The following is a 21,308-nucleotide window of genomic DNA, read 5'->3' on the forward strand; positions in this document are numbered from 1 at the left end:
TCAGGCCATGCACCCTGCCCGCCGTTTCCATGTCACAGACCCTGCCATCCTGCGCCAGCGCATTCTCGAGCATCCGTTCGCGGTGATCAGTGCGGTGAGCGATGGCCAGCCCATTGTGGCGCACGCCCCCATTCTTCCCTATTCAGAGGGCCTCCCCTCCGGGGAAGGGGAGTCCCTTAAACTGCGCTTTCACCTGTCCGTCGCCAATCCGGTCACCAAGGCCCTGCTTGCGGGTAGCCCGGTTCTGGCCGTCTTCACCGGCGCACACGCCTATGTCTCCCCGGACTGGTACGGCATCGACGACCAGGTGCCGACTTGGAACTATATCTCTGTAGAAGCTGCTGGCCCGGTCACCCGGCTGGACGATGACGCGATGCGCCAGCTGATCGACGACCTCTCCGACCATTTCGAAGCAGGCCTCGCACCGAAACCAATCTGGAAGACGGCCAAGATGAAGCCCGCCCGGCTGGAGGCGCTGTATCGCGGCCTGGTGGCGTTCGAAATCCGCCTGGAACGCTTCGAAGGCATTGCCAAGCTGAACCAGGACAAACCGGCCAGCGCCCGCGCCGGCGTGATCGAGGCGCTGGACGCGACAGAAAGCGGCTTCGCGCTCGCCGCGGAAATGCGTAAACTGGAGTCATGACCCAGACGCTCTCCCCAGACTTCCTCGCCGCCCTCAAGGACATGCTCGGACCGCAAGGCTGGAGCGAAGATCCGGATGTCCTCTCCGAACACGCGCAGGCCTGGCGCGGCGTGCTGCAGGGCGAAACGCCCATCGTCGCCAAGCCCTCCAGTACGGAAGAAGCCGCTGCGCTGGTGAAACTGTGCAGCCAGCATGGCGTCGCGATCTGTCCGCAGGGCGGCAATACGGGCCTTGTCGATGCGGGCGTGCCGCATGGCGAGATCTGCGTCTCCATGCGCCGCATGAACAAGGTGCGCAGCGTGGACGTGTTCAACAATTCGATGGTGGTCGAAGCCGGCGCCCCGCTGGTCACGGCGCAGCAGGCAGCCGAAGAGGTGAACCGGCTGTTTCCGCTGTCGCTCGGTTCCGAAGGCACCGCCACGATTGGCGGCCTGATCTCCACAAATGCGGGCGGCGTCGCCGTGCTGCGCTACGGCATGATGCGCGATCTCTTGCTGGGCATGGAAGTCGTGCTGCCGTCCGGCGAGATCTGGGACGGGCTTTCGGGCTTGCGCAAGAACAATACGGGCTACGACCTGAAACATTTGTTCGCCGGAGCTGAAGGCACGCTGGGCCTCGTCACCGCAGCGACGCTGAAAATGTTCCCGAAGGTGCAGCGCGCCACCGCATGGGTCACCGTCGACTCCACGCAGGACGTGATCGCGCTGCTCGCCCATGTGCGCGAAATGGCGGGCGACACGGTCACCAGTTTCGAGATGATCCCGGCCAATGCGGTCGAGATGGTGCTGGCCGATATCGAAGGCACGCGCGATCCACTGCCTTCGAACCTCGCCTGGCGGGTGCTGATGGAAGTGTCCTTCTCGGATGAAGCCATGGCCCGCAAGACGCTGGAGACGGCGCTGGAAACCGCCTTCGAGAAAGGTCTGATCCAGGACGCCGCCATGGCCGAAAGCCTCGCGCAGGCAAAGGCCATGTGGATGGTGCGTGAGACAATCCCGCTGTCCAAACGCGCCTATGGCAATTCGCTGAACCAGGACATTTCCGTGCCGGTCAGCAAGATCCCGGCCTTCATGGAAACCTGCAATGCCCGCATCGTCGACAAGCTGCCGACAGCGGACTTCGTCATCTTCGGCCATGTCGGCGACGGGAACCTGCATTACTCCGTGATCGAAGCGCCGGGGAAAACCGGCCTGAAGGAAAATTTCAACGCGCTGACCCGCATTATCTATGATACGGTGATGGAGTTCGACGGGTCGATCTCTGCCGAACATGGCGTTGGCCGCCTGAAGCGGGACGAACTGGCAAAGCTGCGCCCACAGGCCGCCACCGACACGATGCGCGCCATCAAGAAGGCGCTGGACCCGAAGGGCATCATGAACCCCAATCGCGTCGTCAGCGTCTGAGCAGGTCCCCGGCGGCCTTTACGGCTGGTGCGTCCCACGCATTGATGGTGCGGTGAATTGACGAAATTGGTACCTCCGTGTCTTCCGGCGCGGGCATGCCGGTGATGGCATAGGCAATCTCGGCGTCCAGTTCCGGTGCATGCCAGGCCCCTGAATAGAGCCCGTAGGCCTCGCCGTGATGCCCGATCAGCTTCACGCCGGGTACCGGAGAATCCGAAGCCGGATGAATCTGCGGCCCCTCGCCATAGACGGTGAAATAACCATCGTCAGTATCGCCGTTCTGCACAGCCGGATCGAATACCCAGGCTGGACGCGTGGCGACCTCATCCACGGCGATGGTGCGGACAAGCGGGCAGAGTTCCTCAAGGCTCGCGCGCAGGCCACCTTGCGGGCTGAACAGTGTTCCGTTCGTACCGACTTCATAGTCCTCAAGTACCAGACCCTGCGGCATCGTCACCGCCGGCCCCATCCCATTCAGCATGTCCGGCCCATCCGTCTGGACCGTCCATTTGTCATCGATCTTTCGGCTGAGCGTTGCACCGGCGCGGCGCTCTTCCTCCGGCACGCCGGACCAGTTGAAACCAGCCGTGATGCCCAGCGGGCCCAGCGTGATACGGTCGGCCAGCAGGTCGAACCGTTCGCCAACCTCCCGCTCCAACACTGTCGCGAGAATACTCCAACCGAAATTGCAATAGGTGAAATATCCGCCGGGCGGACCAGGCAACCAGATGTCCGGCGTAAACAGGTCCTCGATTCGTCCGGTCTCTGTATACCAATAGACCTCCGGATCCTGCAGGCCGGACGTATGGCTCATCAGGTGCCGAAGCGGGATCTCCACATCCGGAAAGCCCGGATGGCGCATCGCATCGCCAAACCAGTCTGACAGCGGCGCGTCGAGGTCGATCTCGCCACGCTCTGCAAGGCGGTGCGCCGTCAGCGCGACTGCCAGTTTGGAGACGGAAGCCACCCGCATCTTCGTATCCGACCGGAAGGGGTGGCGGCCGTTCGCAATGCCCGCCCCATAGGCGAACACAGTCTTGCCTCCCTTGCGAACGACGAGTCCCGCCGCTGGCGCGATGCCGTTCGCGACGATGCTGTCGATGGCTTCTTCGGGTGGAATGCCTTCCTCGATGCCTGTTCCGGACGCGCGTCCGCAAGCGCCCAGCATGGACAGGCTGAGGGCGATAAAATTCCGGCGATCCATCAGCGGCGCAATCTCAAAAGTGTTTCGTCAAGATCGGCGAGGCGCGGCACGCCCAGCAGGCCGAGGCCGCGCTCCACATCGTCCTTCAGAATCTGGATCGCCCGGGCAACGCCCGCTTCGCCGCCGGCCGCCAGCCCGTACAGATAGGCCCGTCCGATGGCCACGCTGGTGGCGCCGCGCGCGATCAGCTTGAGCGCATGACTGCCCCGGCGCACGCCGCCATCGGCGATCAGTTCAATCTTCGGATCAATCGCCTCGCGAACCTCTGGGATAAGGTCGATCACCGGCACGGACGTGTCGATCTGGCGCCCGCCATGATTGGACAGCCAGACGGCGCTCGCGCCATGTTCCACTGCGCGCACGGCATCTTCCGCGGTAGCGATGCCTTTCACCGCGAACGGGCCGCCCCATTCATTGGCCATCCATTCGGCGTCCTTCCAGGCCATGCTGCGGTCGAACAGATTGTTGATCGTTCCCATCACATCGCCGCCGCCTGCCTGCTGCGCGAAGTTTGCCGGACCGATCTTCGATCCGGTCACGATATCCCAGAGATAGCCAGGCTTTGCCAGCGCCTGTGTCGCGGTCTTGGAATTGACCTTCGGCGGAATTGAAAAGCCGTTGCGCGGGTCACGTTCACGGTAACCGGCCACAGCCGCATCCACCGTCAGCACACAGCCGACAAAGCCGGCCGCTTTTGCCCGGGCCAGGAACTCCTTCACCACGCCCCGGTCTTTCCAGACATAGATCTGGATGATCTTCGGCACGTCCGGCGCGGCAGCGGCAATATCTTCCAGCGTCTGGCTGGCGAGCGTGGAGGCGGAATAGGCGATGCCTGCCTTCTGCGCCGCGCGGGCGACGGCCAGTTCACCTTCCTTCGGATAGAACAGACGGGACGCTGCCGTCGGCGAAATGAAGAACGGCATCGGATTCTTCTGGCCGAACAGCGTCGTGGACAGGTCGAGCTTTGTGACATCGACCAGCGAATTCCACTGCCATTCATAATCGGCATACCGATCAACCGACCGGCGCAGCGTGATCTCGTCTTCCGCGCCGCCGTCGATATAGTCAAACACCATGCGCGGCAGGCGCTTCTTCGCCAGCGTGCGCAGATCGTCGATATTGATTGCCCTGGATGCCCTGCTCATGCCGGGAACTGTAATCCTCTTTGCGGGCACCGGCAATTCCAAAGCCATGCCTTGCCAGCCTGCCCGCAATGGCTACCGTGAAATGGAAGGAGACAGTTCCATGCGACTCATCACCGGCCTCGCCCTCATCGCCATCCTGCCCGGCCTCGCCGCCTGCGACCTGGTCGGCCCCGGCCCGATCGCAGGCGGCCCGTGCAGTTATGAAACCTCCATCGTCGAAGGCACCGTCACGGAAGTCGACGAGGACGGCGCCCTATTGATGGGCGAAGAGGGGGAGTTCTGGGTGACAGCCGAGTATCTGGGCACGCTGCCCGAAGTCGGCGATACGCTGACCCTGCAGCGCGAACGCATCACTGAAGGCACCTGCACGCCGGAAATCTATTCCGTGGTGGAAACCGGGAATTAGGCGCGCGTCAGCCGACTGGCGATCTCAAGGTGAGAGGCGAACACGCCGTGCGCCCCGGCGTCGGTCAGCCGTCCGGCAAGCCCTGCATCAGCATGGCCGCCGCCGGTGAAGCCCCAGGCCGTCATGCCCGCCGCCCGCGCGGCCGTCACACCGTTAACGCTGTCTTCGATAACGAGGCAGGTTTCCGGCCGGGCGCCGATCTTCTCGGCGGCAAGCAGGAACAGATCCGGCGCAGGCTTCCCGTTTGCAACGAGATCTGACGAATAAACGTGCGGGGCGAACGTCTCGTGCAGGCCGGTCAGTTCCAGCTTGCGCACCAGCTTGTCCGCTTCCGAGGAAGACGCCACTGCCCGCAGGCCCGGAAAGGCGGCGACCACATCCAGCACGCCGGAAATGGCCTTCAGATCCGTCTCGTATCTCTTCCAGTTATTGGCGTGCAGCTGGGTGCCGAAACCTTCCGGCAGGGTGACACCCGCCGCGTTTGCATCCGCGCTCAGCGCGATGTGGAAATCCCGGTTATGCAGACCGACGAAGCGATGGACGAATTCCTCGAACCCATAGTGCAGGCCCCAGCCAGCGAGGGTCTCGCGTTCGCAGGCTATCGCAATAACTTCGGAATCGACCAGCACGCCGTCGCAGTCGAAAATCAGCGCGTCGAACTCTGCCATTGGTCAGCGGCGTCCGAACAGTTTTTCGATGTCGGCGAGTTTCAGTTCCACATAGGTCGGCCGGCCATGATTGCACTGGCCGGAATGGGGCGTCGCCTCCATCTGGCGCAGCAATGCGTTCATTTCCTCGCCATTGAGACGGCGGCCGGAGCGGACGGAGCCGCGGCAAGCCATATTGCCCATGACTTCCTCGAACCGTTCCTTCAGGGCGAGACCTGCATCATATTCGGCGAAGTCGTCGGCAAGGTCGCGGATGAGGCCCGCGGCATCCATCTCCCCGAACAAGGCGGGGGTGGCGCGCACGCAGACCGCGCCGGATCCGAAGGGTTCGATCTCGAGGCCCAGCTCTGCCAGTTCATCGGCGCGCTCCACCACGCGGGCCGCTTCGTCTTCCGTCAGCTCGACGATATCCGGGATCAGCAGCGCCTGGCGCTTCACGCCGCCTGCCGCCATCTGGCGCTTCATGTCCTCATAGACGAGGCGCTCATGCGCGGCGTGCTGGTCGACGATGACGATGCCGTCACGTGTCTGGGCGATGACATAGGTTTCATGCAACTGCGCGCGGGCAACGCCGAGCGGGAAGTCATCCGTAACCGGCGCTTCCGGTTCCACACGGGCGCTTGGTGCCACGTCGCGCTTATAGGCCTCTGGCGCGTAAGACTCGGCGGACTCGGCCCATCCTCCAGGTGGCGGCGCGGGCTCATAGGCCGCGGGTGGCCGGACAGGTGAAATGCTGGCGGGATTATACGCCGGGCGCGAGGCAAACAGCGCCCCGGTCGGCGCTCCTTCCGGACGCACCTTGCCCAGCGCAAAGCCTGCCACCGTGGTCGACGCCCTGTGCCCGGCGTCGGCCAGCGAGTGCCGCAGCGCGCCGATCATCAGGCCACGCACATTCCCGGCATCGCGGAAGCGGACTTCCGTCTTCGCCGGATGCACGTTGACGTCGACATATTCGGGGTCCAGCTCCACGAACAGCGCCGCCAGCGGATGCCGGTCGCGCGCCAGGAAATCCTGATAGGCCGCGCGGATCACGCCGTTCAGCATCCGGTCCTTCACGGGGCGTCCGTTGACGAACAGGAACTGCATCTGCGCATTGCCGCGGTTCAGCGTCGGCAGGCCGGCAAATCCCTTCAGCGTCACGCCTTCGCGCTCTGCTTCGATCGGCACGGCGTTGTCGCGGAAATCCCGCCCCATGATGGCACCGAGACGGGCAAGGCGTCCGGCTTCGCCCTCGGCCTCCGCCGCATAGCGCAGAACGTTGCGGCCATTGTTCTCCAGGCTGAAAGAGACATGCGGATTGGCCATGGCTAGGCGTTTGACGACATCGGTCACCGCCATGCTTTCAGACCGTTCACCCTTCATGAATTTCAGGCGCGCAGGCGTGGCGTGGAACAGGTCCCGCACTTCGATCCGCGTGCCGGTCTCGCCGCGCCCGGTAAACGCGGCGGGCCGGGGGCCTTCGATACGGCCCGCCTCGATGAAGACTTCGGCGGCCTCTTCGCCTGCCGCGCGCGACGTGATCGTCGTGCGGCTGACCGAGGCAATGGACGGCAGCGCCTCACCGCGGAAGCCCATCGTGTGGATGTTGAGCAGGTCCACCCGGCCATCATTGCCGGGCGTCAGTTTCGACGTGGCGTGCCGGTCGAGCGCGAGCAGGAGATCATCCGCGCTCATGCCGCAACCGTCATCCTCGATCGTGATCCGCTTCAGGCCGCCCGCCTCGATGGCGATGGCGATCCGTGTGGCGCCCGCGTCGAGCGCATTCTCGGCAAGCTCCTTCACCGCCGCGGCCGGGCGTTCGACGACCTCGCCGGCCGCGATCCGGTTCACGACATCGGGCGGCAATTTGCGGATCTGGGGACGGGGACGAACGGAATCAGCCATGTGTTCAGCTTATCGCGCCGGGCCAGTTTTGTCCCCCGGCCCGCGGCAGGCCCAACGCCCTGCCCAGACCTGCGGCAATAAGCCAAAAACTGTATGAAATCAGTGCGATGTTGCAGGTTTTTCGGCCGGAAACCCACCTTCCAGCATACCTCTCAACTGTTGTTACACACTGTTTTCCAAAGCTTTTTCACTCAATTCACCCCCCTGTTGTGCGTGTTTGCATTGTCCGGCGAGAAAGACCAGTATGCATACGAAAACTCAGTCCGGGGCCTTGATTCTATGCGACTTTCTCTCGTTTCCGCTTCACTTATTGTTCTTGCCGGCATGACCGCTGCCTGTGGAGGCTCCGGCGAAAGTTCCACGCCTGCCGCGCCAGCTGCCGAAACACCGGCCGCCACGCCTGCACCGGAAGCCGCCCCTGAGGCCGCTCCGGAAGCGGACCTCCCGGCACCTGAAGCTACGGCTGAACCGACCGCTGCTCCGGCAGAGGAAGCCGCCGCCAGCGAAGGCTCGCCGGAATTCGCAAGCCTGCCTGCGCCGTACAACACGGCCGATTATGCGCGCGGCCGCCGCACGTTCAAACTCTGCCAGTCCTGCCACACGACCGCCGAGGGCGCTGGTGCGCTGGTTGGTCCGAACCTTTACGGCCTGTTCGGCCGCGAAGCCGGCACATCCGAAGGCTTTGCGTACTCGCAGGCCCTGCAGGATGCAGACTTCATCTGGACGCCTGACAAGGTCGATCACTGGCTGGAAAATCCGCAGACCTTCCTGAAAGGCAACCGGATGACCTTCGCCGGTGTCCGCAAGCCGGAAGACCGCACAGCCGTTATCGCCTACCTGATGACCGAAACAGGCTACACGGGCGAGTAAGCCTTCAAGTGTTCAACGGCGCACGGTTACGGCGAGCAGGACCGCCTGCTCGTCGAACTCGCCGCCGAACTCTTCCCTGTACCCTATCGACACATCCGCAGCAGGGAAGTGGTAGCCGATCTGGGTCTCGGTCTTGATCGAGTCCGCTGACTGGCTGCCATACTCCAGCCAGAGCTGCTCCGTTGTGAAGACGTTTCCGCCCAGGTCGGTGCCGTAGCCGAATTCAAAGCGCTGACGGTCGCAACCGCCTTCCTGATGGATTCAGACGGCATCGGCGAAGACATAGTAATTGCGATCCTTGTAGACGCCGCTGCGTCCGGCCGAGATGCGCGCCTCGCCGCCCAGCCTTTCACAACCGAACACGCCCACCAGCGTCGTGCCGTGCAGCACCGCGCCTTCCGCGCCGATCGCCCAGCCCTTGTCGTTCGACCAGAGCTGGCGCCGCGCAGAGATACGATAGGCATCGCTGTCCTGCGTCCCGCCGTCATAGCGCACGCTTTCCGCCTTGCCGTTGACCATCCAGCCGCCGCCGAGGCCATATTCGCCATAGAGATCGCCGCGCCAGCCATCCTCGCCGTCCAGCCGTTCGGCCGAGACGTTGGCGCGCGCATAGATATCGCCCTGCAACTGCGTCCAAGGGCCGGCTTCCGCCGAACCGGCAATGGCGAGCGCGCTCAGACATATTCCCCTCAATCCCCGCATGAGACAGAACTCGCTGGGATTGAGGGGCGCGCCCAGCAGAATCTCCTGAGGGTTGACGCGCTACAGATCCCAGGAAGCGTTCTGCAGGACGATGCGATATCCGTCCGGATCTTCAAAGGTCACGCCCTTGTCGTCCCAATAGGCATTGAAAGCAGGCACGGGATGAAACCCGGTGGCCCGCAGGCGGCGGTAGACCGCGTCGAAGCGGTTGCGCTCCGGCAGGTAAAAAACGAGCAGATTGTCTTCGGTCGGCGCCCGGCCCGCGACGTGCCCATGCGCGACGGTGAACTCCAGATGATACGGCGCCCCGGGATGGCCGAGCATGACGCCGTCGAAACTGTCATGCCCCTTGAATTCATAGAGCACGCTGAACCCCAGGCCATCACGATAGAATGGCAAGAGGGCAGCCAGGTCGTCCGTGGGCCGCGCAATCCGGATTATTGCTTGTTCGAGTGTCATGAAGGCGACTCCCTGTTGATCTCAGGGCGGCCTTGTCGGACCTCAACCAAGGTTGAGGTCAAGCGGGAATGTGCAAACGCCCAAACAAAAACCCCCGCACGAGGCGGGGGCTTTCTCCCAGGGTATTTACCGGACCGCTTCTTAGAGGCGGAAACGGATCTGGTCGGACCAGAAGCGCTCAAGGCGCGTGATGGTCTTGTTCAGCTGCGAGAGGTCGTCCGGACGCACGCTGGCGGTGGGCTCAAGCGCATTGGCCTGCTTTTCGAAGAGCTTCGCAACACGCGCGCGGACCTTCAGGCCACGCTCGGTCAGGCGCAGCGTCACGGTGCGCTTGTCGTCTTCCGAACGCGTCTGGATCAGATAACCACCTTCCTGCAGCTTCTTGACGTTGTAGGAGAGGCTGGTGCCGGCAAAAGCGCCGCGGGCACGCAGGACTGAAGCCGGAGCTTCACCTTCGCCAATTTCGTAGATCAGAAGTGCCTGGACACCCGTCAGCGAACGCTCGCCGCCGCGTTCCAGATCGTCTTTGACAACATCGTGAAGACGACGGTGCGCTTGTTCAAGAAGAGAGAGAGACTTCAGGAAAGACTCGCCCAGGCTCAGTTCTGCAGTTTCCTGCATTTCAGCAATCATCATTTCAACCACCACTCAACTTTTGTTGTAGTTTGAACAGAACTACACGAGCTATCCTAATAAACTGATAAGCATGTTGGGTTTGGGCAAGTCGTTAGTTAATATTCGTCCGCTTTCATTAACCGTTACTTTTGCGAAACAATTTTACTTCTGATTCACGAAATCCGCCTGCACCTGCGATGCGCGCGTGCGATTACCTGTTCTGTCGGGATCAGTTGAACGCTGAAGTGGCCGGGTCGTATTTGGGGCTCGGCCCGTGGACATTCGACTCCGGACGGGAGTCGATCAGCATAAAGACGAAGATCACCAGCCAGCCAATATAGGGCACCCAGGTGATCAGATAGAGCCAGCCGGACAGATCTTGATCGTGCAGCCGCCGGACCGTCACCGCGATGGACGGGATGATCTGGTAGAGAAACCAGAGCAGCGTCAGCAGCGGCACGAATTCATCACCGCCAAAGACAATGGCACTCAGGACAATATCCAGGAAGAAGACCACGACATAGGCCAGCACGTTGAAAAGCGTGTAACCCCAGTATTCCTGCCGCCGCGCCCGGCCCGTGAACTTGAAATAGTTCTTCGTGAGGCTGCGGATGAAATAGGTCCAGACGCCGTCGCCCTGCACCGCTGGCGGCTTAGTGCCATAAGCCTGCGAGGCGGTCCGCGCCTGAGGCTGAGCGTGGGGCTGGGGATAAGATGGCCGAACTGCAGCAGCTGGAGCCGCTGCCATCGCGGGAGCAGGCTCTGGCGGCGCAGCCTGCGGCGCCGGGCCAAGCGCGTAGATGTCCCGCGCTTCGTCGCCAAGGCCGATAAAGTCCACCTTCTGGCCGGGGGCCAGCGAACCGCCGCCCCGCACCTGCGCTTGTTCATAATTGTAGCGAACGCCATCGTCACCGAGGATAAGCCCCGGCCCGTCTGCGCCATCTGCTTTCAGAACCTGCCCACGCATTTACCCAGCCTCAAATATTGTTCCCTGAAGACTATCGGGAATACTTGGACGGCTTGTCCAGTGCTTTGGCGAAGACTCAGAAGGTAAGTTCGTCTTCACCCAGCGGCGCGAAATACTTGTCGACCATCTCGGCTGGCACGTCTTCGATCGTCGCCGGAGACCATGCGGGCGCATTGTCCTTGTCGACGATCACCGCGCGAACGCCTTCCTGGAAGTCGTGGCTCTGCACTTTCCGCCAGCCGATACGATATTCCATCTGCATGTTCTCGCGGAAGGTCTTGCACCGCCTTCCTTCGCGCAGCTGGCGCAGGGCGACCTTGATCGTTTCCGGCGATTTCGACCGGAGCGTCTTCACCTGGGCCAGCGCCCAGTCGCTGCCATCGGCTTCCAGCGCCTCAACGATCTCCTCCGCCGTGTCGAAGGCGAAGCACTTGTCGATGACGGCACGGTGTTCCTCGAACCCGCCTACCGGGATGGAATGGGTCAGCGTGCGCAGGATCTCGTTCAGCATTTCCGCCGCGCCGACGGAGAAGTCCGCCGAGGCGATCTGCTTCATCAGGTTCGGCACCAGTTCCGACGGCAGGAAGTGCGTCGCCACGCGCGCGGCCGCAACGTCCACGCCTTTCAGACGGTCACCCGTCAGGGCCAGCCAGGTGCCAAGTTCACCGGCAAGGCGCGGCAGGAACCAGCCGCCGCCGACATCCGGGAACAGGCCAATGCCCGTTTCCGGCATGGCGAACAGCGTCCGCTCGGTCGCGACCCGGTGAGAGCCATGCACCGACAGGCCGACGCCGCCACCCATGGTCACGCCATCCATGATGGCCAGCACGGGTTTCGGGAACTCATCCAGCGCGACATTCATCCGGTATTCGGTGGCGAAGAATTCCCGCGCCTCGCTCGCATCACCTGCCCCGCTTTCGGCCAGCATGCGGATGTCGCCGCCGGCGCAGAAACCGCGCGTGCCTTCCTGATGGTCGATCAGGACGAGGTTTACGGCGTCATCGTCTGCCCACTCCGTCAGCGCTTTCAGAATCGCCGCGCACATCGGCGTGTTCAGCGCATGCAGCGCAGATGGCCGGGTCAGCGTGATGCGGCCAACGCCGCCTTCGACCCGGATGGAAACGTCTTCAGTCATCAAAACCCCTCACTCAACCCTGAAATTTTACAAATAAAACGCGCGCGCTGTTAACCCGATTCTGGCATCTAAGCGGGGTTTCGCTCAGAGGGGGAGTCTGGCGAATGTATGCGTTTGAGGTGGAAGCCCTCGATCGCAGGGAGGTCCGTTGCCAGGTAGAGGCAGTCGGGCGTCTCCGCATCGGGTGGCGTAAATGGGTGACTTGCGAGATCCGCGATATCTCGTGCGGCGGTGCGCGCATCGCTGTGGCCGAAGGTATAGACCTTCCGGAGCAGTTCGTGCTGACCTCCTGCCTGTTCGAGGGCGAACGTGTTTGCCTGCGTCGCTGGGAGTTCGGCAGCGAGACCGGCGTCGAGTTCATCTGACCGGTCCTGCCATGCCCCATCCTTTCAGGCGCCATCAGTGAAGCGCGCAGCCATCCAGCGTGATGCGGTGCATGATGCGCCGGTGGCCATGATAGTCGTTCAGCGCCCAGTGCCAGGTGGAACGATTGTCCCAGAAAGCAATCGAGCCCGGCTGCCACTGGAAGCGATAGGCATGCGCCTTGTCCATGGCGTGCGCGTAAAGGCGCGAGAGCAAGACCTGAGACTGCTCGTCCGTCTTGCCGACGATCTTCACCGTGAAGGCCGGGTTCACATAAAGCGCCTTCTTGCCGCTCAGCGGATGGGTGATCACGACCGGATGGGTCACGTCGGCCAGAACGTCGGCCGCCGCTGCATTGCCGATCCGGTTCCCGCCGGCATCGGTCGTATTGTAATAGGTCTCTCCGCTTGAGCCGAAGATATGCTTAGCGGAGTGGACAGCCTGCAAACCGTCGATTTCCTGCTTCGTGGCGTCATCCAGCGTCTCATAGGCGCGATACATGGAGGCGAACATCGTGTCGCCACCCCGCTCCGGCAGTTCCCGCGCGACCAGGATGGAGCCCATGGCCGGTTCCTGATCGTAGGAATGGTCCGTGTGCCAACCGCCGCCGATATTGTCCTTCTGCTCCTTTTCCTTCGCGACCATGGCAATCTGCGGATAGTCCGGATGCGCTGCGAAGAAGCGGTTCACATTGATCGGCGCCCAGCGTTCGGCGAAGGCGATATGGTCGTCTTCGGTCAGATCCTGGTCGCGGAAGAAGATCACACCATGAACGGCATAGGCCTGCCGGATCGCATCGAACTCCGCATCCGTCAGGTTCTTGAGGTCAATTCCGGTGATTTCCGCGCCCACGCCGGGCAAGGTCTCGATCTGCATGACTTCCTCCCAATGTGCCACCTTTAGGCATCTTGGGTGCCACTATACTGCCTGCATCCGCTCCGGAAAACGTTTTCCTTGGCTGAATGGAATCATACCGCCGGTATGGCCCGTTCGATCAAGCGGGCCTGGTCCACATCCGGTGAGACGTCACCATAGAGAAGGCCATTGCGGTCGCTGGCGAGGCGCTGGGCGCAGAAGGCTTCGAACACGAAGTCCGGCGCCATTTCATGCAGCGCCGCCCCCTGCAGGGCCAGCGCGGCATCGCGGGCAAAGCCACGCGCGGTGCTTTCATGCAGGTTTCCCGGAGTGAGATACTCGGCGAGGCGGCTAACATGCGCATCATAGGCATGATGGCGGCCGAGTGGCTTTTTCAGCTCCGCCTGCACCGCCTTCAAACTGTCCGGCTCCCGCGAGAGTGCGCGCAGCACGTCCAGTGCGATGACATTGCCGCTGCCTTCCCAGATCGCGTTAAGCGGCGACTGGCGATAGAGACGCGGCATCGGGCCTTCCTCCACATAACCTGCCCCGCCATGGCATTCGAGCGCCTCATAGACAAAACCCGGCTGGCGTTTGCACACCCAATATTTTGCAAGCGGCGTGGCGAGCCTCATGAAGGCCGCCTCTTGCTCATCTGCCGCCATCCGGTCGAGGCTCGCGCCGAGGCGCATGGCGATGGCGGTGGCCGCTTCACTCTCGATCACAAGGTCCGCCAGCACCGCGCGCATGGCGGGCTGGTCGATCAGCGTCTTCTGGAAAGCCCGGCGCTGGGAGGTGTGCCACAGCGCCTGCACCAGCGCCGCGCGTATACCTCCGGTGGAGCCAAGGATGCAGTCGTAACGCGTGTGCTGGACCATATCGATGATGGTGCGCACGCCCCGGCCCTCCTCGCCGAGCCGTTCGGCCCAGGCGCCATGATACTCGATTTCAGACGACGCGTTGGATTTGTCGCCCATCTTGTCTTTCAGGCGCATGACATGGATGCCGTTGCGCGTGCCGTCCGGCTTCCAGCGCGGCACGAGGAAACAGGTGAGCCCTTCCTCCGTATACGCAAGGGTGAGGAACGCATCCGACATCGGGGCGGAGCAGAACCATTTATGCCCGGTCAGGATATAAGCGCCCTGCCCGTCCGGCACTGCGCGGGTCGTGTTGGCGCGCACATCGCTGCCGCCCTGTTTTTCCGTCATCGCCATGCCGATGGTGACGCCGGTTTTCCGGTCTGCCGGAAGGAAGTTCGAATCGTAAGAAGACGCCTGAACCCGCGGCACCCATTTCTCCGCAATCTCCGGCGTCGACTGGAGCGCGGGCACGCAGGCATAAGTCATCGACATCGGACACGTTACGCCTGCATCTGCCTGGTTCATCAGGATCATCATCGCGCCGTGCAGCACATGGCCTGCCTCGCCCGTATTCCACGCAGACGCCGACAGGCCGCTGTCGAGACCAAGCGACATGAGGTTATGGTAGGCCGGGTGGAACTCCACCTCGTCCAACCGATGACCGAACCGATCGAAACTTTTCAGCTTCGGCAAATTCTCCTGTGCCTGCCGGGACCAGTCCTGCGTCTCGAAAGCGCCGCAGCGCTTGCCGAATTCCGACAGCTTTGCCGCGTGCGCACCGCCGCCCGCCTTCTCTACCGCGCCCTTCAGCGCCTTGTCGGAAGCGAACAGGTCCACATCGCCGAAGGCTTTCGGCTGGTTGGAGACAGTGTGCGTCTCAAGTTCCGACTGGGGTGCATGGTGTGGCATGGCGAGGCCCTCCGCCTGTGGTTCGGGCCTCACAATAAGTCGCTGCCCTCACCCCCGGAAGGGGGCGGGGCGTCACATCATCATTGCGCTAACACCAGGTCGTCGAACCAGCCTTCCTCGCCTGCGCCGGCGCCGATGGGGCTGCCGGGCGGGACGTCGACTTCCGTGACCCCCGGCGCAAGCGCCGGCGCCGGACGCTCCAGATGCGCGGCGATGCGGCGCTGCAGGTCTTCGCGTGCAGCGGCGTCGACCGGGTCCGTCCGGCGTGCAGGCTTCAGGCGCTGGCTCATCCCTTTCAGGAAGGCATCGGCCCGCATCGTGACGCCCGGTGACGTGGCCGGGTTGCTCGCGAGCGCGATCAGGGAAGAGACAAACCGCGCTTGCTGGCGGCGGCGGATCTCGGCCTGACGCAATGTCGGCGCAGGCGTGAAGACTTCCCGTTCCAGTTCGGCCAGCACTTCCTCGAAGGACAATGCCACCGGATCGCGCCGACTGGTCTCAACCAGGCGTGCCGCGCGGGCCGGGTGCAGCAACGCATCAATGGTCGTCTGGGTCGCCGTATCAGCGGCCGTCAGCAGGTCAAACATCGGGCCGGTGTCACCGGGGAAATATTCCGCCCCACCTGTATTGTAGGAGAAGGCCGCAAGCGGCGGTGTCAGCTGGTTCAGCACACCGTCCGGCAGATCCAGCGAGGTCGGCTCCAGCGTGACGAGCAGCGCGGCAAGCGCCGCCCGCTGGCGCTGCGGTGCCACGGCATGCGCCATGCCGCCGCCATCGCCCCGGCGGGAATAGTAGAATTCAAACCCGCCGACAGACTTTGCCGCCGCCGCCACCTGATAGCGGTGGTAGAGATAGACCGGCACCAGTGTCTGGCGCAGGCGGGACGTGTCGGCCCCCGGCTCGATGACGTCGAGGCCGAAGCGATCCAGCGCAATCTTCCGTACACGCAGCGTGTTGTAAAGCTCAGCAATGGCATCTTCGCCATTGTCCCAGACACTGCCATAGGGATGGGCCGTGCCGGTACCGCGTGCCTCGGGGTCGTCGACAAAACGGAGGCCCTCGCCATAGGCGGCGCGGAGCAGCTTGTCGCCCTCGGCATCCGCATCGGTGCCTTCCGGATATTGCGCATAGAGCCAGGTGGCCGAGACCTTGTCCCACTCCCCGATGCCGACATCATAGGCCTCAGAGAAATCGAGCTGGCCGTTCTCGCTGACCCTCACCCACGGCGCCGGATAATCCATCACCGAGGCGCGGTCATTCGTGGACGCGGCGAAATTGTGCGCAAAGCCGAGCGTGTGGCCGACTTCATGCGCCGAGAGCTGGCGGATACGGGCCAGTGCCACCTGTACAGGGTCGTCCGCCTCACCCGTGCCTGTCCTGGACGCGCCGGCAAGCCCCTCGAAGATCATCCGGTCCTGGCGCACGCGCTGGCTGCCGAGGATGACGTTCGCCTTCAGCATCTCCCCGGTGCGCGGATCATAGACGCCGCCGCCATAGGACCAACCGCGCGTCTGGCGGTGTACCCACTGGATCACATTGTAACGGATATCGAGCGGATGGGCGGCTTCCGGCAGGACCTCCACGCGATAGGAATCCGGGAAGCCTGCTGCCGCAAACGCATCGGACCACCAGGACGCGCCTTCGATCAGCGCATCGCGGATCTCTGGCGGCGCACCGGAGTCGACGTAGAAGACAATCGGTTCCTTTGCCGGGCTGGACGCGGCGGTCGGCTCCTGCTTTTCCAGCCGGAACCGGCGGGCGTAGGATTTGCGCACCTGGCCCTCCAGCGGCGCGGAGAAGTCATAATAAGGCACGTCGATCGTCCCGCTGCGCACATCAAAGGCGCGCGGCGTGTAGCCATCGTCCGGCAGGCGCACGAGCGAGACATGCTGAACCAGCGTGATCGCCCGGCCATCGGCGGCGGTCGCCAGCACTTCAGCTTTTGGCTCATCGCTGGTCAGCGTCAGGTAGGCGTCGAATTCGACATTGTCGGGGAAGGCGAGCGCGGCGGTGGCGTCCGGCATGGAGCGGTCAGCCGCCAGTGAGAAGCTGCCACCCTTCGGATTGTTCTTCAGCGCCGCTTTCACATCCAGCGCATCGCGCGTGAGGTAGCCGGAAATGTCGACCAGCAATTCACCGCGGGGGCTTTCCGCGATTACGTCGCCGGACCAGAGGAAAGAGCTGGCGAAGGACTGGCGGACGGCTTTCTGTTCCAGTGGATTGTCGGCGCTGGCGACATAGCTCCAGTTCTCCTGCTCGGCGATCAGCTTCTTGCCCACCCGGCGGAAGGCGATCAGCGACCCGCCATCGAACAGGCCCCGGTCCAGCCCGATCGGATTGGAGCCAAGCCCAGCCGTCAGCCCGGTCGCCTGGATGGCGCGTAGCGAGATGCCGTCTTCATCCGGCTTCGGAAAGGCAGCAAGGATGCGCCCGCCTTTGGCGTCAGCATAGTAAGGCAGGAAACCATCGGCCCGCATCAGGCCGCTCGTCGCCTCGCCCCAACTTTTCGGATCGTCTGCCGCTGCGGCCCCCGCCCAGACCAGTGCCAGAACCGAAAACAGGAAAGCCGCCAACCCGCGCATACCGAAACTCCATTCGCCCGAAACTGGCCGCACGGTGCCGCATAAGGGGAATGGGTTCAATCTTTCATCTTGGCGTTGCGACCATTTGTTAATCACACCCTCTTCGGCTCGACCGCGAATGGGCTCAATCCGAGCCACGTTTGCATATGCCGGGACAATTCCTGATCCCCAATCAGATCCAGAGCACCATTTTTTCTTTCCGCCTTTACCGTAGACAGTCCCATCCAGATTGCCGTCATCGGCCTTAAATCAGTGGTCACGTAAAGATCGATCTCAAAACCGGGATCGACCGAACACAAATCGACCATCCCATCCGGCTCCACAATCAACCACCAGTTCTTCTGGGAAAGAGGCAAGTCAGAATAGATGAACTGGATGACGCTTCGCTCATCTGGTAGCGGCGAAGCGTCAAGATTGCGGCGCATATCCCACATGAGAAGCGATGGATCCAGATTATCGAGTGACAAGTCCGCATCGACCCAACGTTGCCCCCAGATGCCGATTGACTCGATCACAGGGCGAAGGTCCCTACCAGGTTCTGTAAGCTGATATTCAGGGGTTCCACGCTCATCTTCTACTACCTGCCGGACAATACCAGCCGCTTCCAGTTCGGTCAGGCGTCGTGACAGTAGCGAAGGTGACATGCGAGGGACACCTTTGCGGAGTTCGTTGAAACGGGTCGACCCGGCGAGCAACTCTCGCAAAAGCACTATCGTCCAACGCGTGCAAAGAATCTCGGATGCCATCGCAACCGGGCAGAATTGTTTGTAACTTGCCGTCATACCCCAACCTCCTGAATCTGCGGGAAGGTTCTGCGCAGATTCAATAACTGTACTGGACGCACGAGTGTATTCAAAGGAAGGTCCGGTTATTCGGCCAAAACAAACGATCCAACAAAAATACCAACGGCCGGAAGAGGAGAATGATCATGTCTGCAAATCTGTTTGAACGGCTGGGTGGTGAAAAGGGCATCAACCAGATCGCCAGGGACTTGATGGATGCCCATCTGAACAACCCGGTCATATCCAGACGATATGTGAATACGGACATTCCCGCGGCGACCAAAGGTGCGGCGGAGTTTTTCATCACTGGCACCGGCGGTCCGAGCGTCTACAAGGGCAAGGACATGGTCGGCACGCATCGCGGGATGAACATTTCCAATGACGAGTTCATGGCCGTACTCGACGATGTCCTAGTCGCGCTCGACAAGAACCTGATCGGGCAACGGGAAAAAGAGGAAGTCCTGTTCACATTCTTCAGCATGAAGAATGACGTGGTTGGGCAATAGCCTTACCTGCCAGACAGAACGCTAGTTTCCATTGCAGGTCTGCGTGTTTTTCTGAATGCCGATCTGGCTGACCTTGCCGGTGTCGTTGTCGACTTCGAAATATACGTCGTTGTAATCATAGACGGTGACATCGCCGCGCGTGACGACGCATCTCGGGGTGCCGTAAACGCCGCGTGCGAAGATCTGCTCACTGCCTTTGGCGACGCCGGCTGGTGTGCGGAAGCGGGCATCTCGCGCGATGATCCAGTAGACCTTGTCATCGGCGCCAACCGTCAGGCCGGGATAGTTGTAGCTTGTCGCGCCCGTGCCCGCGATGGGGATCGTCTTGTGCGGCGTGCCCTTCACGGCGAAGAGTTCCGCCAGCGACATGCCGAGCTCGACATTGCCGACGCGCTCGCCGGGAATGATCATGTCATCGTTGAGATTGGGCGGCGGACTGGCGCAGGCGCCGAAAGCGAGGATGGACAGGGTTGCGAGAGTTGCGCGGACAACCGTCATGACGGATCCCTCATGGCTAGCGTGGACACTGCACTGACGGTCAGATCAGCGCTTCCCCAGCCACAGGGTGGAAACTACGGCATAAATCGTGGCCTGCGCCACTCAGGCGGGCCACAATTTTTTGTAATGTTCAGTTGGGGTTCGGCGCGTCAGGCTTCACTCCTGGAATTCGTGTAGGCCGGCGAGTTCGAGGCAGTATTGGAAGAAGGTCTGGACTAATTGGAACGCGTGAGTTTTGCCAATGCGCGCTTGGCTGGATCACTGAGGTAAGTCCAGCCCTCTTCGCTCAGTTGCTGCAATGAAGATTCATGCGGCGCTAAAAGCTCGGAAGGAAACTCTTCGATAATATTAGCGGCGGTCCAGGGCGCATCACCAGCGTCCTCACCTTCCGATGCAATATTTATAAGGGCGCTCAGCAAGTTAGGGTCGTGAAGATGCTGGCGGAAATATTTCATGACAACCGGGTAAGTGTCTTTGTGGGTCGTCCATATCAGAAGCTCTCGGAGGGCTTCTGGATTCTTATAGCCTTTGCCAATCGCTTCAGCCGCTTGCCGCAGGCATGAAGCGCTATAGGTCTCGTATTCCGGGTTAGGTGTTCTGCCTTCATGCGGCGCGGATACAATTTGTGAGCTGTGCCTATTTTTTACTCGCGTGAAAAAGTGCCGTACATAAGAAAAAATCATTGCCGCACCTTCTGGCACCGCGCCCTAGTCCTTCAGCATATCCCGGCTGATGATGACGCGCATGATCTCATTCGTACCTTCGAGGATCTGGTGCACTCTCAGGTCACGGACGATACGCTCCACGCCATAGTCGGCGAGATAGCCATAGCCGCCATGGATCTGCAGCGCATTGTTCGCGACGTTGAAGGCCGTGTCGGTGACGAACCGCTTCGCCATGGCGCACCAGCGGGTGGCAGCCGGGTCTTTCCGGTCGAGCCGTCCGGCGGCTTCGTACAGCATCACGCGCGCGGCCTGCAGTTCGGTCTCCATGTCGGCCAGCTTGAACTGGGTGGCCTGGAAGTCCGCAATCGCCTTGCCGAACTGTTCGCGCTCCTTGGCATAGGCGAGCGCCTTGTCGAGCGCGAGCTGTGCTCCGCCGAGCGCGGACGCCGCAATGTTCAGGCGCCCGCCGTCGAGACCCGCCATGGCAAATTTGAAGCCGTGGCCTTCTTCGCCTACGCGGTTCGCCGCCGGCACGCGCACGCCATCGAGGATCACCTGTCGGGTCGGTTGGCTCTTCCAGCCCATCTTGCGCTCATTGGCGCCGAAGCTGAGGCCCGGCGCATCCTTTGGGATGATGAAGGTGGAAACGCCCTTTGCCCCATCGTCGGACGTCCGCGCCATCAGGACGTATATATCCGAGGTTCCCGCGCCAGAGATGAATTGTTTTGCACCTGAAATGACATATTCATCGCTCTCGCGGACGGCTTTTGTCTTGAGGCTGGCGGCGTCAGATCCGGCGCCCGGCTCGGTCAGGCAGTAGGAGGCGATCAGCTCCATGCTGGTCAGGCGCGGCAGCCATTCCTGGCGCTGCGCGTCGGAGCCGAACGTGTCGATCATCCAGCTTGCCATGTTGTGGATGGAGATGAAGGCCGCCGTGGAAACATCGCCATAGGCCAGCTGTTCGAAGATCAGCGCCGCATCGGTGCGCGTCAGGCCTGCGCCGCCGACATCTTCCTTTACATAGATGCTGGCGAAGCCGAGTTCCGCCGCCTTGCGGATCACATCGACCGGAAAGTGGCTGTTCTGGTCCCATTCCTCGGAATTCGGCAGCAGCTCCTCTTCCGCGAACTTTCGCGCCATATCGCGAATCATCAATTGTTCGTCGGAAAACAACGCGCTCATGGGTT

At 62.1% G+C, this 21,308-nt stretch carries 22 protein-coding genes; 6 read left to right on the plus strand and 16 right to left on the minus strand.

Annotated elements, in window-relative coordinates:
- Window positions 1-7: 7 nt before the first annotated feature.
- Window positions 8-643: an FMN-binding negative transcriptional regulator gene (locus HY26_RS03690; protein WP_112072944.1), complete on the plus strand. Its 636-nt coding sequence runs from the start codon at window positions 8-10 to the stop codon at window positions 641-643.
- Window positions 640-2,046, plus strand: coding sequence for an FAD-binding oxidoreductase (locus HY26_RS03695; RefSeq protein WP_112072945.1), 1,407 nt, complete (start codon window positions 640-642; stop codon window positions 2,044-2,046). Before HY26_RS03690 ends, HY26_RS03695 begins: the two co-directional genes overlap by 4 nt.
- Here the strand turns inward: HY26_RS03695 and HY26_RS03700 are convergent.
- Both HY26_RS03700 and HY26_RS03705 read right to left on the minus strand, forming a co-directional pair.
- On the minus strand, window positions 2,036-3,250 hold the full coding sequence (locus HY26_RS03700; RefSeq protein WP_112072946.1) for a serine hydrolase: 1,215 nt from the start codon (window positions 3,248-3,250) through the stop codon (window positions 2,036-2,038). The two genes, HY26_RS03695 and HY26_RS03700, sit on opposite strands and share 11 nt — an antisense overlap.
- Window positions 3,250-4,395: an alpha-hydroxy acid oxidase gene (locus HY26_RS03705; RefSeq protein WP_034766292.1), complete on the minus strand. Its 1,146-nt coding sequence runs from the start codon at window positions 4,393-4,395 to the stop codon at window positions 3,250-3,252. The genes HY26_RS03700 and HY26_RS03705 overlap by 1 nt, the downstream gene beginning before the upstream one ends.
- On the opposite strand from HY26_RS03705, the gene HY26_RS03710 reads away from it, so the two are divergent.
- Window positions 4,394-4,801, plus strand: coding sequence for a hypothetical protein (locus HY26_RS03710; RefSeq protein ID WP_139068910.1), 408 nt, complete (start codon window positions 4,394-4,396; stop codon window positions 4,799-4,801). The two genes, HY26_RS03705 and HY26_RS03710, sit on opposite strands and share 2 nt — an antisense overlap.
- On the opposite strand, the gene HY26_RS03715 is transcribed toward HY26_RS03710, so the two are convergent.
- Window positions 4,798-5,469: an HAD family phosphatase gene (locus HY26_RS03715; protein WP_034766289.1), complete on the minus strand. Its 672-nt coding sequence runs from the start codon at window positions 5,467-5,469 to the stop codon at window positions 4,798-4,800. The genes HY26_RS03710 and HY26_RS03715 overlap by 4 nt on opposite strands.
- A gap of 3 nt (window positions 5,470-5,472) precedes the next feature.
- On the minus strand, window positions 5,473-7,353 hold the full coding sequence (gene mutL / locus HY26_RS03720; protein ID WP_034766288.1) for a DNA mismatch repair endonuclease MutL: 1,881 nt from the start codon (window positions 7,351-7,353) through the stop codon (window positions 5,473-5,475).
- Between the two features lie 279 nt (window positions 7,354-7,632).
- On the opposite strand from mutL, the gene HY26_RS03725 reads away from it, so the two are divergent.
- A complete protein-coding gene (locus HY26_RS03725; RefSeq protein ID WP_112072977.1) occupies window positions 7,633-8,223 on the plus strand; it encodes a cytochrome c family protein in 591 nt (196 codons plus the stop codon).
- A gap of 261 nt (window positions 8,224-8,484) precedes the next feature.
- Here HY26_RS03725 and HY26_RS03730 read toward each other — a convergent pair whose 3' ends face one another.
- The 5 genes from HY26_RS03730 to HY26_RS03750 form a co-directional block, all read right to left on the minus strand.
- Window positions 8,485-8,925 carry a hypothetical protein gene (locus HY26_RS03730; RefSeq protein WP_146740170.1) on the minus strand — a complete coding sequence of 147 codons (441 nt, stop codon included), beginning with the start codon at window positions 8,923-8,925 and terminating at the stop codon, window positions 8,485-8,487.
- 60 nt (window positions 8,926-8,985) lie between these two features.
- Entirely contained in the window at window positions 8,986-9,384 is a 399-nt protein-coding gene (locus HY26_RS03735; protein ID WP_034766286.1) for a VOC family protein, read from the minus strand.
- 141 nt (window positions 9,385-9,525) lie between these two features.
- Window positions 9,526-10,020, minus strand: coding sequence for a MarR family winged helix-turn-helix transcriptional regulator (locus HY26_RS03740; RefSeq protein ID WP_034766285.1), 495 nt, complete (start codon window positions 10,018-10,020; stop codon window positions 9,526-9,528).
- Between the two features lie 208 nt (window positions 10,021-10,228).
- Window positions 10,229-10,966 (minus strand): DUF805 domain-containing protein, encoded by a 738-nt coding sequence (locus HY26_RS03745; RefSeq protein WP_051599909.1) that lies wholly within the window; start codon window positions 10,964-10,966, stop codon window positions 10,229-10,231.
- A gap of 76 nt (window positions 10,967-11,042) precedes the next feature.
- The gene (locus tag HY26_RS03750) at window positions 11,043-12,101 is read right to left on the minus strand and encodes an enoyl-CoA hydratase/isomerase family protein (protein WP_034766284.1); all 1,059 of its coding nucleotides are present in this window, start codon (window positions 12,099-12,101) and stop codon (window positions 11,043-11,045) included.
- Window positions 12,102-12,205: 104 nt separating this feature from the next.
- On the opposite strand from HY26_RS03750, the gene HY26_RS03755 reads away from it, so the two are divergent.
- A complete protein-coding gene (locus HY26_RS03755; protein ID WP_112072948.1) occupies window positions 12,206-12,466 on the plus strand; it encodes a PilZ domain-containing protein in 261 nt (86 codons plus the stop codon).
- A gap of 34 nt (window positions 12,467-12,500) precedes the next feature.
- On the opposite strand, the gene HY26_RS03760 is transcribed toward HY26_RS03755, so the two are convergent.
- From HY26_RS03760 to HY26_RS03775, 4 genes are all read right to left on the minus strand, one after another.
- Complete coding sequence (locus tag HY26_RS03760) at window positions 12,501-13,340, minus strand: TauD/TfdA family dioxygenase (RefSeq protein ID WP_034766282.1); 840 nt, start codon at window positions 13,338-13,340, stop codon at window positions 12,501-12,503.
- A gap of 92 nt (window positions 13,341-13,432) precedes the next feature.
- Entirely contained in the window at window positions 13,433-15,088 is a 1,656-nt protein-coding gene (locus HY26_RS03765; protein WP_112072949.1) for an acyl-CoA dehydrogenase family protein, read from the minus strand.
- Window positions 15,089-15,168: 80 nt separating this feature from the next.
- Window positions 15,169-17,670, minus strand: coding sequence for a zinc-dependent metalloprotease (locus HY26_RS03770; RefSeq protein WP_112072950.1), 2,502 nt, complete (start codon window positions 17,668-17,670; stop codon window positions 15,169-15,171).
- Window positions 17,671-17,762: 92 nt separating this feature from the next.
- On the minus strand, window positions 17,763-18,452 hold the full coding sequence (locus tag HY26_RS03775; RefSeq protein WP_034766278.1) for a helix-turn-helix domain-containing protein: 690 nt from the start codon (window positions 18,450-18,452) through the stop codon (window positions 17,763-17,765).
- A gap of 146 nt (window positions 18,453-18,598) precedes the next feature.
- Between HY26_RS03775 and HY26_RS03780 the strand changes: the two genes are divergently transcribed.
- Window positions 18,599-18,958 (plus strand): group 1 truncated hemoglobin, encoded by a 360-nt coding sequence (locus tag HY26_RS03780; protein ID WP_112072979.1) that lies wholly within the window; start codon window positions 18,599-18,601, stop codon window positions 18,956-18,958.
- 21 nt (window positions 18,959-18,979) lie between these two features.
- On the opposite strand, the gene HY26_RS03785 is transcribed toward HY26_RS03780, so the two are convergent.
- The 3 genes from HY26_RS03785 to HY26_RS03790 all read right to left on the minus strand — a co-directional run bounded on the left by HY26_RS03785 (window position 18,980) and on the right by HY26_RS03790 (window position 21,303).
- Window positions 18,980-19,456: a hypothetical protein gene (locus HY26_RS03785; RefSeq protein ID WP_034766277.1), complete on the minus strand. Its 477-nt coding sequence runs from the start codon at window positions 19,454-19,456 to the stop codon at window positions 18,980-18,982.
- Between the two features lie 215 nt (window positions 19,457-19,671).
- Window positions 19,672-20,139, minus strand: coding sequence for a hypothetical protein (locus HY26_RS18820; protein ID WP_146740171.1), 468 nt, complete (start codon window positions 20,137-20,139; stop codon window positions 19,672-19,674).
- 24 nt (window positions 20,140-20,163) lie between these two features.
- Window positions 20,164-21,303, minus strand: coding sequence for an acyl-CoA dehydrogenase family protein (locus HY26_RS03790; RefSeq protein ID WP_034766274.1), 1,140 nt, complete (start codon window positions 21,301-21,303; stop codon window positions 20,164-20,166).
- Window positions 21,304-21,308 lie beyond the last annotated feature (5 nt).

Origin of the sequence: Hyphomonas sp. GM-8P, from assembly GCF_003263315.1 — a bacterium.
Classification (GTDB): Bacteria; Pseudomonadota; Alphaproteobacteria; order Caulobacterales; family Hyphomonadaceae; genus Hyphomonas.